This window comes from Corynebacterium parakroppenstedtii, assembly GCF_019754935.1.
Lineage (GTDB): Bacteria > Actinomycetota > Actinomycetes > Mycobacteriales > Mycobacteriaceae > Corynebacterium > Corynebacterium parakroppenstedtii.
Genome location: NZ_JAGSOA010000001.1, coordinates 1,117,809 through 1,131,179, shown reverse-complemented (window position 1 = coordinate 1,131,179; position 13,371 = coordinate 1,117,809). Strand labels below are relative to the sequence as shown.

8 protein-coding genes, 4 tRNA genes and 1 pseudogene are annotated in these 13,371 nt (G+C 57.9%); 10 read left to right on the top strand and 3 right to left on the bottom strand.

The genetic code is table 11. The features are described 5' to 3' along the window. The first annotated feature begins 129 nt into the window (after positions 1-129). From KCQ76_RS04785 to KCQ76_RS04745, 9 genes are all read left to right on the top strand, one after another. Positions 130-211 (top strand) — tRNA-Tyr (locus tag KCQ76_RS04785). 258 nt (positions 212-469) lie between these two features. Then, positions 470-542, top strand: a tRNA-Thr gene (locus KCQ76_RS04780). A 69-nt stretch (positions 543-611) separates the two neighbouring features. Beyond that, positions 612-685: transfer RNA gene (locus tag KCQ76_RS04775), tRNA-Met, on the top strand. Positions 686-895: 210 nt separating this feature from the next. Continuing rightward, positions 896-968: transfer RNA gene (locus KCQ76_RS04770), tRNA-Trp, on the top strand. A gap of 72 nt (positions 969-1,040) precedes the next feature. After that, a complete protein-coding gene (gene secE, locus KCQ76_RS04765; RefSeq protein ID WP_046202847.1) occupies positions 1,041-1,364 on the top strand; it encodes a preprotein translocase subunit SecE in 324 nt (107 codons plus the stop codon). A gap of 164 nt (positions 1,365-1,528) precedes the next feature. Further along, a complete protein-coding gene (gene nusG / locus KCQ76_RS04760; RefSeq protein ID WP_102215142.1) occupies positions 1,529-2,575 on the top strand; it encodes a transcription termination/antitermination protein NusG in 1,047 nt (348 codons plus the stop codon). A gap of 265 nt (positions 2,576-2,840) precedes the next feature. After that, a complete protein-coding gene (rplK, locus tag KCQ76_RS04755; protein WP_012732481.1) occupies positions 2,841-3,281 on the top strand; it encodes a 50S ribosomal protein L11 in 441 nt (146 codons plus the stop codon). A gap of 116 nt (positions 3,282-3,397) precedes the next feature. Next, on the top strand, positions 3,398-4,111 hold the full coding sequence (gene rplA, locus KCQ76_RS04750; protein WP_012732480.1) for a 50S ribosomal protein L1: 714 nt from the start codon (positions 3,398-3,400) through the stop codon (positions 4,109-4,111). A 1,717-nt stretch (positions 4,112-5,828) separates the two neighbouring features. After that, on the top strand, positions 5,829-7,427 hold the full coding sequence (locus tag KCQ76_RS04745; RefSeq protein ID WP_046202848.1) for a sodium:solute symporter family protein: 1,599 nt from the start codon (positions 5,829-5,831) through the stop codon (positions 7,425-7,427). A 160-nt stretch (positions 7,428-7,587) separates the two neighbouring features. On the opposite strand, the pseudogene KCQ76_RS04740 reads toward KCQ76_RS04745, so the two are convergent. The 3 genes and pseudogenes from KCQ76_RS04740 to KCQ76_RS04730 all read right to left on the bottom strand — a co-directional run. Further along, positions 7,588-7,812: pseudogene (locus tag KCQ76_RS04740) on the bottom strand (IS256 family transposase); the annotation flags it as partial. A gap of 456 nt (positions 7,813-8,268) precedes the next feature. Next, positions 8,269-9,189 (bottom strand): DUF4862 family protein, encoded by a 921-nt coding sequence (locus KCQ76_RS04735; RefSeq protein WP_046202850.1) that lies wholly within the window; start codon positions 9,187-9,189, stop codon positions 8,269-8,271. A gap of 2 nt (positions 9,190-9,191) precedes the next feature. After that, positions 9,192-10,784, bottom strand: coding sequence for an MFS transporter (locus KCQ76_RS04730; RefSeq protein WP_046202851.1), 1,593 nt, complete (start codon positions 10,782-10,784; stop codon positions 9,192-9,194). A gap of 225 nt (positions 10,785-11,009) precedes the next feature. On the opposite strand from KCQ76_RS04730, the gene KCQ76_RS04725 reads away from it, so the two are divergent. Continuing rightward, the gene (locus KCQ76_RS04725; protein ID WP_046202852.1) at positions 11,010-13,343 is read left to right on the top strand and encodes a sialidase family protein; all 2,334 of its coding nucleotides are present in this window, start codon (positions 11,010-11,012) and stop codon (positions 13,341-13,343) included. Positions 13,344-13,371: the final 28 nt, after the last annotated feature.

Below are 13,371 nucleotides of genomic sequence, written 5' to 3'. Positions count from 1 at the left end.
GGTGATGTGCGGAGTGTGAATCCCCGCGGACCGCGTCGTTAGTGTCTACAAAGTCCCTGCGTGAAGGGATGATTTGCTGTCTAGGCCTGTATTCGTAGTAGAGTATGCAGCGCGTTCAACTGAGCGCACGCCAGATTGCCCGAGCGGCCAAAGGGAGCGGATTGTAAATCCGTCGGCTTTGCCTACGTTGGTTCGAATCCATCATCTGGCACCCATGATCCCGCCAGGGTTGCAGAGTTTTGCAGCCCGGCGGGTTTTGTCGTTGCTGGCCGGTTTTCTTACCTGGGTCTCCTGAGGGGAGCTTCCTGCCGGCGGGACTCTTTAGCAGGTTTTCTCCAGCGGGCAGTTCGGTTTCGATCCGCCACACCTTCTGACCTGGTGATTTGTGAGTTCCATTCTGGTCGGTTACATTGTGTGAGGCTTCGCAAGATCACGTTTGCGCTGTTATGTGTGATTCCAGCGAGTTGTTGCCCCCTTAGCTCAGTCGGCAGAGCGTTTCCATGGTAAGGAAAAGGTCGACAGTTCGATTCTGTCAGGGGGCTCCGTTACACCAATTCCCGGTGGACTGACGGTGCTCCGGTAGGTCCACCGGGATTATGTGTTGTAACTGTGGCGATGTAGCTCAGATGGTGAGAGCGCACGACTCATAATCGTGAGGTCGAGGGTTCGAGTCCCTCCATCGCTACTGGGAGATAAATTAGGGGTCGCCCTGACGGGTGGCCCTTTTTCTCCCACTACGCACCGCCGTCGAAAGTGGAGCCCACTATCGCCTGGTTTAGGCGTGAGGCTTCTCTGCTATGGTTGGTGTGTTGCCTGACCGGTGCAGGTGCAGAAATGTGAGTTCGCATCAGTGATGGTGTGGATCCGTTGCTGTACGGTAGCGGTAGGGAAACATAGGGGCGTGGCTCAATTGGCAGAGCAGCGGTCTCCAAAACCGCAGGTTGCAGGTTCAAGTCCTGTCGCCCCTGCAAAAACGTATTAAGCCAGTTTCCCGCGGAACTGGCGTGTGTACATTTTCATCTCAGTCGAGGAGAGTGCGCGTGAGCGAGGAACGAAGCTCTACGGGAGCATTGCGTCCGTCCGGTAAACGCCAGATCACAGGATCCTCCACTGTGTCAAAATCCCGCGCTCGTAGCGCCCAATCGGGCCCAGAGACAGTGGGTGGCCGTGGAAATATCTTCACTCAGATCGTCGATTATTTCCGCGGTGTTATTGCCGAGATGCGGAAAGTCATTTGGCCGACGTGGCGTCAGATGGGCGTCTACACCGGCGTTGTCCTGCTTTTCCTGGTCGTCGTGATCGGCATTGTGTCGGGCGTCGATTTCCTCGCCGGCAAAGGCGTCGAGTGGACCCTCACCCACTAAATACGCATTAACAACTCACGTCGGCCGAGGTCCCGAGCAGCGCAAAGTGTAGTTGGGAATAGCCCGGTCAGCTGTGTATAATCGCTCCCATATTGTCCCGCCAACCCGAAAGGGGAGGCGGGATTTTCCTTTGGAAACACCGCAGAGAAGGACTGACATTATTCATGAGTGACACAACGAATTCATCCACCGAGTCCGACAAGCCGCAGAGTGCCGCGGATTTAGCAGCACAGGCAGCCGCTGATGTCCAAGAGGCTGCTCGCAAGGCTCAGCAGCCCCAGTTCTCCGCGGGTACCGCACAGAGCTCATCCGACGCAGGTAATAAGGCCGACGCTGCTGGCTCACAGGACAATGAGGCCGATCAAGCTCGCGATATGGACGCCGAAGGCGCCGTCGCCACGGAAACGGCGTCGGAAAGCGATAACACTGCGGCATCGCCCTCTGTGACCACGGAAAGCGACGCGGACGGGTCAGCGTCGGCAAGTGAAGGAGCCGCCGATCAGCCCTCTGCTGCGGACGAGGCAGAGCAGGACCCCGAGGCGGCCGCGATGCAGGCCTACAAGGTGCGTCTGCGCAAGTTCATGCGTGAGCTGAAGAAACTGCCGGGTGAGTGGTACATCGTCCAGTGTTACTCAGGTTACGAAAACAAAGTGAAGACGGACCTCGAGGTTCGCTCGCAGACCCTGGGTGTCGACGAGCAGATCCACGAAGTCGTCGTCCCTATTGAGGAAGAAGTCGAGGTCAAGGACGGGAAGCGGAAGGTTGTCAAGCACAAGCTGCTTCCGGGGTACGTGTTGATGCGTGTTGAGCTTGATGACGCATCCTGGTCGGTCATTCGCGACACGCCGGGGATCACGAGCTTCGTCGGGAATGAGGGGCACCCCACGCCGGTGAAGATTCGTGAGGTCGCGAAGTTCCTGTTGCCGCCCGAGACGGCGACGCAGAAGGCCGAGCAGGAAGGCGAGGAGCCTGCTGCTGTGGACGTGTCCAGCACTGGTGTGGCTGCACCGCCGCGTCCTGCTGCGGATAAGGTCAAGGTGGACTACGAGGTCGGCGAAGCTGTGACGGTCCTCTCCGGCCCGTTTGCGTCGGTCTCCGCCACGATTTCCGAGATCGATGCCGAGAACAGCAAGCTGAAAGCTCTGGTGTCCATCTTCGGGCGTGAGACCCCGGTCGAATTGGACTTTGACCAGGTGGAGAAGATCAACTAAAGCCACCTTGGTGGATTTGGGCTAAGGTGCCGAGCTCCGGTATCTTGGTCCTTCGTATGTGTCTGAGCCTTGGTGGTGTACATCGCGATGGTGAAATACCGCAACGGTGGATGCCGCTGAGTGGACACACGAATGTCACTGTCATCTTTCCGGTGGCCTGGGAATTCAGGCATCCGGTCGAATGATGCGGGTTCTGATGCTCATGGTGGAAGTTCACTGTGGAGGTCAGAGCCGCGTTGTTTGGTAACAGAAAGAGGTTGTAACAATGGCTCCGAAGAAGAAGGTTTCGGGCTTCATTAAGCTGCAGATTCAGGCTGGTCAGGCTAACCCTGCTCCGCCGGTTGGTCCTGCGTTGGGTGCTCATGGTGTCAACATCATGGAGTTCTGCAAGGCCTACAACGCTGCGACGGAAGACCAGCGCGGCAACGTCGTTCCGGTTGAGATCACCGTGTACGAGGACCGCTCGTTCACGTTCAAGCTGAAGACTCCGCCGGCTGCGAAGCTGCTCCTGAAGGCCGCGAACCTGCAGAAGGGTTCGGGCGAGCCGAACACCAACAAGGTCGGGTCCGTCACCTGGGATCAGTGCAAGGAGATTGCACAGACCAAGATGGAAGACCTGAACGCGAATGACCTGGACATGGGTGCGCGCATCATCGCTGGTACCGCACGCTCCATGGGCATCGAGGTCAAGGGCGCTACCGCGTAGTTTGCGTTCTGCATAGTGCGGGTTTTGTGCCCGCGTTTCGCGTAATTCACTTTTCAGTGGGAGGGCCTCTTGCTGGCCCGCGACCACTACTCCAAACGTTTAAGGATTGGACTTTTATGAGCAAGAACTCGAAGGCTTACAAGGCTGCGTTGGAGAAGATCGACGCTGGCCGTATCTACGCTCCTATCGACGCGATGAAGACCGTCAAGGAGACCGCATACTCCTCATACGACCCGACGGTGGACGTTGCTATCCGCCTGGGTGTTGACCCGCGCAAGGCTGACCAGCTGGTTCGTGGCACCGTTTCCTTGCCGAACGGCACGGGTAAAGAGGTCCGCGTTGTGGTCTTCGCTGAGGGCCCGAACGCTACCGCCGCTGAGGAAGCTGGCGCCGACGTCGTTGGTACCGCGGAACTGGTTGAGCGTATCCAGGGTGGCTGGACCGACTTCGACGCTGCGATCGCGACGCCGGATCAGATGGCCAAGGTTGGTCGTGTTGCACGCGTGTTGGGCCCCCGCGGTCTGATGCCTAACCCGAAGACCGGCACGGTGACCACCGACGTCACCAAGGCTGTGAAGGAAATTAAGGGCGGTAAGATCTCGTTCCGCGTGGACAAGGCCGCCAACCTGCACGCTGTGCTGGGCAAGGCTTCGTTCTCCGCCGAGCAGCTCGCTGAGAATTACGGTGCGCTGATCGACGAACTTCTTCGCGTGAAGCCGTCCGCTGCGAAGGGCCGTTACCTGAAGAAGGTCACTGTGTCCTGCACCAACGGTCCGGCTGTGCCCGTCGACAACACCGTCGTGAAGAACTACACCGGCGAGGCTGAGTAGTTTTCTGTAGCCGTAGTACAGCGGTTGGCTCGGCTAGCCCGGCTAGCTCGGTTGGTTGCATGTAGCTTGGTTGGGCTAGTCAAATGAGAGGCAGATTCACATTTTGTGGATCTGCCTTTTTGCATATGGTGTGGCACATTCCCTGGATAAGTAGCGAGGTAAGTAGCGAAAAGTGTCCGCACCGCCTCTTTGCGACTTACCCCCTGTTTTGCGTTGGATTTTGGGGAGGTTCGGGTCGTACGTGGCTTTTGTGTGGTCCATGCGCGGGCGCTTCCGATCTTCTTGCGTAACTTTTGTTCGGGGGGCTGCGGGGTTTGTGCCCGCGTGCTGGAAAACTGCGGGGGTATATCGGGGTCGGTTATGAAAATTGCGGGGGGATATGGTCAATTTATTGACGGTTTTTCGCCCATATACCCCCGCACTTTTGTCCGGGGTACATATCCCCCGCAGCTTTCGAGCCCAGACGTAGAAAACCCTAGAAATTCCCCGCTAACTTCCCTCTCTCACTGTCTCCGGTGAACTTGGCCCCAAACCCCCAAACACGCGCCCCTTAGCTCCTATCTTTCATTGAACAATTATTAATTATTTGAATCAATGGACAAGACCCTTGCGAATATTAGTCTCGTCTGAGATAGTCCTTTTCTAAGAGGTTAATCTATCTATTTCTGTCCGTAAGGACATATTTATGCACTGGGAGAAGAAATTGGCACTTTCGTTCGCTGCTTCGATGCCTTTAGTCTCGATCCCAGGTGCCTCGGCTAGCGCTTCTCCTACTCCACAAGAACAACGTTGCGCAGCAGCTCACCAGGGGTCCTCTATCTCCACTGCTGAGCGACGAACCGTTTCGAAAGGTGGGGTTGCTCAACATAATAAAAATATTGAGTTGGTAGGGAGGGGGAGTTCTTTGTCTAAAAGAACATCCCAATATAAAGCTGAAAGCGTAGGGAAAAATGTCGGTCCAGGTCTTGCAATCAGCTGTATTGCAGGTGCGGGGGGCGCTCTCGCTACCTATATGGGGTGGTAGACCATGCGCTTACTAGTAACGATCTTGGGTTTTGTGGTGGCCTTACTTGTGTTCCGCTTTTTCGTTGAAGAGGCTTGGCCCTCTGCCATATACCTTGGGGTTATGTGTGGACTTATTGCCGGAGCCGTCTTGACTCCTTCTGGTTGGCGATCGCTCCGACGGATCGCTCGTAACCTTAAAAAAGGTTGGTCTTAGCTGCTGACAGACAGGGTGAGTATGCCTAGCCGAGGGGCTTCCAACGGCTTAGAGAGCTGTTTAGAAGCCCATCTCGAAGTCGTTGTCTTTTTCTCGGTGAGTTGCTGAAGCTGATTTCTAGCTCCGTTTCGACGCGCTGATTGAGGTGTTTCTGCTTTTCAGCGGCCTTTTCTCGATCAATTTTTTGGCGCAATTGCCACCGTGGCTAGCACCAATGAGTGCCGGCCAGCCACCGCCCATAACCGCCGGCTAGCACCAACGAAGCCGCGAAAACACAAAACCACGCAACCACCAAGCCAAGCCCCAAACAACACGTAACGAACCTCACTCAGGGGGTCAACAACACACGGTTTTCGTCGGGAGTGTTGTCGCCGGGGGTAGTAGCCACCCCTTACCGCACTTGTCGGACATCTGACAGGTCGGTAGTGTGGGGTTCGACCCGCACGGCGGTGAGTCACAGTGAGCGGGTTGTTGACAACACGTTAGGAGCGATCCTCCATGCATCAGCAATTTGGGACACTGAACTGGCTAGCCATTGCGATCTATATTCTCGCCATGTTGGCAGTGGGCGTCTATTTCTCGAAACGTGCCGGTGCCAGCAGCGATGATTACTTCAAAGCTGGTGGTCGCATTCCCGCATGGGCCGCGGGCTTTTCCATTTACGCCACCACACTTTCCGCCATTACCTTTATGTCGATTCCGGAAAAGGCGTACTTGACGGACTGGGCATACTCCGCGGGAAATATCGCGATTTTCGCCATCGTCCCGATCCTCGTTTATTACTACGTCCCGTTCTTCCGCAAGCTGGACGTAACGACGGCCTATGAATACCTGGAAGAACGCTTTGACGTTGTCCTCCGCGTCTTCGGCTCCCTATTCTTCGTCCTTTTCCACATCGGGCGTATTGCTATTGTCATTTACTTGCCGACGCTGGCTCTCACCGCTGTCAGTGATATCAACCCCTATCTAATCGCTGGGTTGGTGGGGGTCGCGTGTGTGATTTACACATTCCTCGGTGGCATGGAGGGCGTGATCTGGTCCGACGTTATCCAGGGCATCATCCTTCTCTCGGGTGCAGTGATTGTAATTGTCGTTGCGTTGGTGAATAGTCCCGGTTCGATTTCCCATACGTTGTCGGAAGCCGCGTCGGAGGGGAAGTTCTATTCTGGCCAAAACTTCACCTTCAGTGATTTGTCGTTGTCGATCCCGATTATTTTCTTGGGTAGTGTGCTCAATAATTTGCAGTCCTACACGGCCAGCCAGGATGTTGTTCAGCGTTATCAGACCACGCCATCCGTTCAGGCGACGAAGGGCTCCCTGTATGTGAACGGGTGTCTCGCGCTTATTACCATCCCGATTTTCTACGGCATGGGCACCGCGCTATACACCTATTACCAGGGTAATGGTGGTTTTCCGGACGACGTGAACACGTCGGCGATTGTCCCTTACTACATCTTGACGGAGCTTCCGGGTGGCGTGGCCGGTTTGATCATCGGTGGTATTTTGGCCGCAGCACAATCGACCATTTCGTCGTCGTTGAACTCCATCTCCGCGTGCATCACGGTTGATATTCGTAACCGCCTTATGCCGGGCCGTGGTGAGGCATCAGTCCTGTTTAGCCGCATGATTATTGTGATTACGGGCCTCTTTTCGACGGGTATCGCCTTGTGGCTCATCGCCTCGGAGAAGGGTGAGCTGTGGGATCTGTTCCTGACGCTTACCGGTCTGTTTGGTATCCCGATTGCCGCGGTCTTTGCGCTGGGGATTTTCACCGTGCGGGCGAACCGGTTTGGCGTGCTAGCTGGCCTCCTTTTGGGAGCGGTGTCTGGCTACTTCATGAACCAAACTGATTTGGGGCCGTTCATGATTTCCATCGTTGCGTTCGCCGTCACGCTCGTGGCTGGGTACCTGCTGTCAATCCCGCTCGCAGGTGCTTCGAAGGCCACGCGGACCGAGACTCTACCGCTGACGATCCACGGTAAAGACTTGAGCTACGAACGGAAGTCTGTTCGTCGCGAGGCTCTGAAAGATGAAGCAGCCTCTGTTATTCCCGATACTGATGACCCCACTGAACCCAAGTCTGTGGCTCAGGTTTAATGATGCTGGGGGAGGGGTGCCCTGAGTACGTGGGGCACTGCCTCAAGCTACGTGGGAAACCTACGAATGAAAATTGAGAATGTGAAGGGCCCGAGGGCCCTTCATTTTTGTGGGTTATACGACAAAAAGTGTGTCTCCTCGGCGTGTCGCCTCCCGGGGGTTAGATTTGTCCTTTTTGGATGCCGATTGAGTGTGTGTACTTGGTTGGGATAGCCTTGTCGTAGAGAGCTGGTCGTCCTATTTGGTGGACGGCTTGGTTCTCGTTGCAGGTCAGGGTGGTTACTTTGGCGAGTTGATCCTGGCCGAAATTGCACTGCTTGGCGATCTGTATGGGGTCGTCAGGCAGGTGCGTTGTCAGACACAACCACCAATCGATCATGCGGCGTGGGGGATTGAGATTGGACTGGGGGCCTACGAGCCTCTCAATAGCAGTCGGGGAAGTCGGTCTGAGCCGACGGTTGGTTTTTGAATAGCGGATAAGGATCTCTGGGCCGGTGCGGTCTCAACGGAGAGGGGAGTGCGCGAAAGATCTTTTCTGCATAGGAGATGAAAGAGGGCACCGACGTGGGTAATGTCACCGACATTGAACTGGCGGCTGCTGAGTGAGATAGATAGCTGAATGCGACACCATTTTGGCCTATGTCCAGGGATTTAACAGGCCGCCACTTCCCCCGCGGGGCGTAATTTCTACGCTACGTTTGTGTGATTCAGACAAACTCTTCGCCCCCATGAAACCACCAGATGATCCCCCGACGGGGCCTCCCCAGGAGGCCCCAGCCCCCAGCGATTAGCTTTTTAGTGCTCCAGGTTCCTCGAGCGCTGCGTCTTCGTTGAACACTGCTTATTCCCCGAGCGCCGTGTCGTAAATGTTTTTGAGCATCGCGACGCGGTCGTTGAGGGACGAATCGCTCGGTACACACACTTTGGCTCCCAGATAAACGCCGGGCGTGTGAAGCGCTGCGCGGGCGCACTCGCGGATCCGGTCGGGTGTCATCCATGACGTCGGCTCGTCGGGATAAGCAGGTAGGTGGCCGTCGACCCACGGGTAGCCGTACTGAGTATCTTTATCGCCCGCACCGCTAAACATGACGCCAGCCAGCACGCCTTTGTCGCGGGCCGTCGTGATGTGCCGCAGGGGAGTGGTCGCGTCGCGGTTTTTGAGGCAGCTCCGACCCCAGTTGATGTGCAGCTTCACGTCGTGTTCTGCGGCTATGGTGCATTCGTCGGCTAGCTCGAGGAAACCCTTCTCGGGTTCATGATCCTCGCGAGGTGCGTCGCAATGCTCAATGACGATGCGCGCGCCGGACCAATCCCACGTGGCGATCTCGTCGAGACTACGTGCGAAGGCATCCGAGTGGGCCCCTCGCGTCGGGGCGGAATGGAGCTGGACGTATTTAATGACGCTGCGCCCGGTTCGACTAGCCAGTTCCTGGACGGCTGTGCAGATTCGATCGGTGAATTCGAGGGCGGCAGCTCGGCCGTCCTCATCCGCACTAGCCAGGCCGAATTTAGGGTTCTTGCCGACGTTGACCATCGTGCCCGGAATAGCGGTGATGGTGTTGGAATTCCAGCGGTCTGCGATCTGGCGGCTGAGCCACGGGAGGCTTTCGGTGAGGTCGCCGGGGAAGGGGATCTCTAGCCCGTTGATCCAGTTCTGCTCGGCGAGGAGTGAGTAGTACGTTTCCTGGTCGCGGCGGTCGAAGGGGAGGCTAGCGTAGGCGCCGACGATGAAGTCAGGTGAAGTCGTTTTCAGGGTGTTCATGTTTACATTCCTTGTGGTTTCGGTGCGGGAGAGGTGGTGTTGGCGGGCGTGACTTCCACGCCGCCTTTGTCTGGTGCCTCGTCGGCCACGTCGCTGTTGGGATGCTCGTCACCGGCTGCGATGGCCGCGATGGTTTCGTCATCACCATCTTCGGGGCGAACGGCGTCGGGATTAACCGCCTTTTGCAGCACCTTCGGCAGGTTCAGCCCAATCGAGACCACCACGATGAGCGCGAAGCCCACGGACATGATCGCCAGAGCCACACCCAGCGACGTTTTCGCCGCGATCGAGGCACCCAGCACAGGGCCGACGGCACCGCCCAGCGCGCCGACGTTGTAGTAAAAGCCCAGGCCAGCGGCTCGTTTCTCGACGGGGAAGTAGGACGACACCCACTTGGGCAGCAGTCCGGATACGCCCTGCCCGAACATTTGCTGGAAGAACAACAGTGCGGCGACCAGCACCACGATTCCGCTCGTTTGCACAAACAACGGGATAACGATGATCTGCGAGAGGATAATGCTGATCGCATACCACCGACGCATCCCCATCGCGTCACCAGCGAAGCCGGCGAGGATATAACCACACGCGTTCCCCACCGCCGCGAACGAAACTACGTTGGCCACCACGCCGGGGTCCATGCCAATGCCGTGGAGGTACGTCGGCAATAGTCCTTGAATCGGCCAGGTGTACATGAATGACGCGAAGATCGTGATCATGATGAGGATCCCGATCACCCACCGGCTCGGATCGAACTGGACGATGAAGGTGATGAACACAGCGGCTGCTGCAACACCGCAGAGGATGAGGATCGCTGCGCTCGACGTCGCCTCGGTGAAGATCACCATCAGGGCGATGAAGGCGACGACGACGGCAAGGATGTTCGGAACGCGACGCTGGCTGCCGAAGAGAATGTCCAGCATATCGTCGTCGCGCTGGTCGTCTTTTTGAGTTTCTTTCCAGTCGCTGGCTTCCGGGAGGCGGCGTCGCATATAGACGGCGACGAAGACGGGGATAATGCCAGTGAGGAACAGCGCGCGCCAACCCCACCCCGGGTGCCAGGATTCCACCCAGCTGACCAAGTATTTATCGACCTGGGCAGCTAGGAGAACGCCGAAGGCGTAGCCGGAGAGGAGGAAACCAGATGCTTTGTTACGCATGTGGACCGGCCACGATTCAATGACATAGGCCGCGGAGGCGGAGTATTCGCCGGCCATGGCGAAGCCGATGATGAGGCGGAAGAGGAAGAGGAACCAGTACCCCGGCGCGAAGGCGCAGGCGATGGAGCCGAACGCGAACATGAGGATCGAGAGGACCATTGCGGGTTTGCGTCCCCATTTGTCGCCGGCTGCGCCGAGGATCAATCCGCCGAGCCACCGCGAGACGAAGGCCGCGGAAATGAGGGCGGCGGATTCAACCAAGGTGAGGTCGAACGATTTGGTTATCAGGGGTAGGGCGAAGGCGATGAGGACGAAATCGTAGCCGTCGAGGAGGACGCCGATCCACGCCGCGAAGAAAGCTTTCCAATCTTCTTTGGTGAGGTATGTCCACCACCGTTGTGCGGGAGGGTGACTGGTGGGTGAAGTGCTAGTGACCATAGTGGCCTCCTCGTGTGCCTGGGGTGTGGGCGCGGGTGGGGGAGTTGGGACCGCGTTTTGCCCTCAGCGTATCAGACATCAGACATCTGACATGTGGTACGATCGGGGCCGTTACCGAAAGTTGCCCTCAGTCCGGCATGTAATGAGCCCGGGCTGACGGTTATCTCATGTGCATCGTGCGAGCTTCCGGACGAATGGTAATTCGCATGGCAAACAGGAGCGCATATGTCTACGCTACGGACCACCCCATATCCTGCAGGTTCGATACTCGCCCGCGTTCGAACCACCATCGACGGCCCGCTCATTGAGGCCCACACCTCCGCGGGTGAGTTGTCGATCAGGATCGAAGATGATCATCCTCACATTACAACGCGTACCCCCGATCGGGTGCAGGACCTCGACGTTGAAGACGCCACCACCATCACTGACGGCCAATGGCACAGCATCGCCCTGACCGTCGGCCCCGAAGGCACCAAGTTTTATCTCGACGGGTACCAGGCCTTTTGCGGCACGGCGACGGCATTTCTTGCCGACGTTCAGGCGGAGGAACTCACTATTGCCGACGCCCCCGTCGACGTTGCCGACGTTGTTTGTACTGGGAGTGTGTTGTCCGATAACGACGTCCTTGCGCACGCGACGCCACCCCAACCCATGGTCCAGTTCGCGGCTAACCACTTGGCTGACTACGACACGCGCCGGGTCGCGCGCCTCGGAGCAGGGACGACGTTGACGCGGTTCCGCGTGCGTGGCGTCGGCCAGGGCGGAACGATCTTGTCGGCCGGATATGTTGATGCGGGCGGGGAGGAGTCTTCGAGCGTCGAAAGGCTGCGCCTGTCGGTCTCGGACACGGGGCTCACCTATGAGGTCCTGACCAGCGAAGACGAGTGGCGCACCTTCGCCGTCGATGGGCACTGGGCGGACGGCACATGGCATGACGTCGTCATCCGCGCAGGAGAAGGCGCCGTCGACCTCTACGTCGACGGGTTCCGTGAAGCTCGGATCCCCGGGCAGGCATTTTTCGCCGACGCCAGCCCGGTCAACACCATTACGATCGGGCAGGATATCCATGGTCGTCGGCTATTCGGTGAGGTCGCGCGCGCCGCGATTTATCCCACCCCGCTGACCGACGGGGCGATTAAGCGGCTGTCGCATGTCGATCCCGTCCACACGCAGGCATTATTCGACCGTGGAATGCATGGCGCCGTGAGCTACAGGATCCCGTCGCTCTTGACGCTGCCGAGTGGCACGGTGATTGCCGGCGCGGATCAGCGGACGACCATCGCGAACGATGCGCCCAATGACATTAACTTTGTCATTCGGAGGTCCCTCGATGGTGGCGACCACTGGGAAGACATGCAAACCATCCTGACTTATCCGGGGTCGGGCGCTACCGGGGCGAGCGTGATCGATTCGTGCACCGTGTACGACGAGGACACCGGCACAGTCCACCTGCTGATCGACCACTTCCCGGGCGCGATTGGTCAGCCCAATAACGTTCACGGCGTCGGCCAGGATTCCGAAGGCCGGCTGATTCTGACGGACACTAGCGCTGGTGGTGCGTCGGACACGGAGTCCTCGCCCGCGACGTACGTGCTCAATGCCGACGGTTCCGTCGTCACTGAAGATGGGAAGGTCACCGAGTTCAGCGTCGACAAGGAAGGGTGGATAACCCGCGCCGGACAACCAGCGGGAAATATTTACCTGGCTGATGGCGAAGATCCGAATCAGACGCTGTTGACTCTCCGAACCTCGTACATCGTGCATGTGACCAGCGATGATGAAGGTGAAACGTGGTCCGCGCCCGAGTTGATCAACCACCAGGTCAAAGAGGAATGGATGGCGTTCCTCGGGACCTCGCCCGGTACTGGCGTGCAGCTCCATCACGGTGCGCGCGCTGGCAGGCTCGTGATCCCGGTGTACTACTCCGGCGACAACCCGAAGCACTTTTCCTGCGCGGTGATCTACTCCGATGACCATGGCGAGACGTGGCACCGCGGTGCTTCACCGAATGATGGGCGGCTGTTCAAAGGTGCAACTATCGACTCGCGCACACTTGCCGACGACGAAGCGTCCACGCACGAGTCCACATTGGTGGAACTCGAGGACGGAAGGCTCATGGTTCTCATGCGGAACCAGCACCCGTCCGGGCGCGTGGCCACGGCGATATCCGAGGATGGTGGGGAAACCTGGGGAGAGGTCACCTACCACCCGGATATCCCGGAGATTTTCTCGCAGCCTAATGCGATCGCGATTGGTGGTCGTGGTGGGGGTGCGGGGAGTGGTGGCGCGCCACTTTATGTGTTCGCCAATGCTTCTCAATTGATGCCTTACCGTGGGAACGGGGTGCTCCGCGTCTCGACGGACGAGGGCAAGACATGGCCGATAGCGCGCACATTCAGCCCAGGCCACTACGTGTACCAGTCCATGACGTACCTTCCCAGCGGGAAAATCGGGTTGCTCTGGGAAAACGAGTGGCAGGGGTTGTATCTGACGCAGATTCCGCTCAGTTGGTTTGGCCCCGAGCTCCAGAAGCACGGTGGTAGCGCACATGTTGATTAGCTAGGTAAGCGGGAGGGGCTTGGGCGTG

Coding starts and splice junctions, on each gene's coding strand:
- nusG (WP_102215142.1), top strand. CDS start 1,529: ATGAGTGACACAACGAATTCATCCACCGAGTCCGACAAGCCGCAGAGT.
- rplK (WP_012732481.1), top strand. CDS start 2,841: ATGGCTCCGAAGAAGAAGGTTTCGGGCTTCATTAAGCTGCAGATTCAG.
- rplA (WP_012732480.1), top strand. CDS start 3,398: ATGAGCAAGAACTCGAAGGCTTACAAGGCTGCGTTGGAGAAGATCGAC.
- KCQ76_RS04745 (WP_046202848.1), top strand. CDS start 5,829: ATGCATCAGCAATTTGGGACACTGAACTGGCTAGCCATTGCGATCTAT.
- KCQ76_RS04735 (WP_046202850.1), bottom strand. CDS start 9,189: ATGAACACCCTGAAAACGACTTCACCTGACTTCATCGTCGGCGCCTAC.
- KCQ76_RS04730 (WP_046202851.1), bottom strand. CDS start 10,784: ATGGTCACTAGCACTTCACCCACCAGTCACCCTCCCGCACAACGGTGG.
- KCQ76_RS04725 (WP_046202852.1), top strand. CDS start 11,010: ATGTCTACGCTACGGACCACCCCATATCCTGCAGGTTCGATACTCGCC.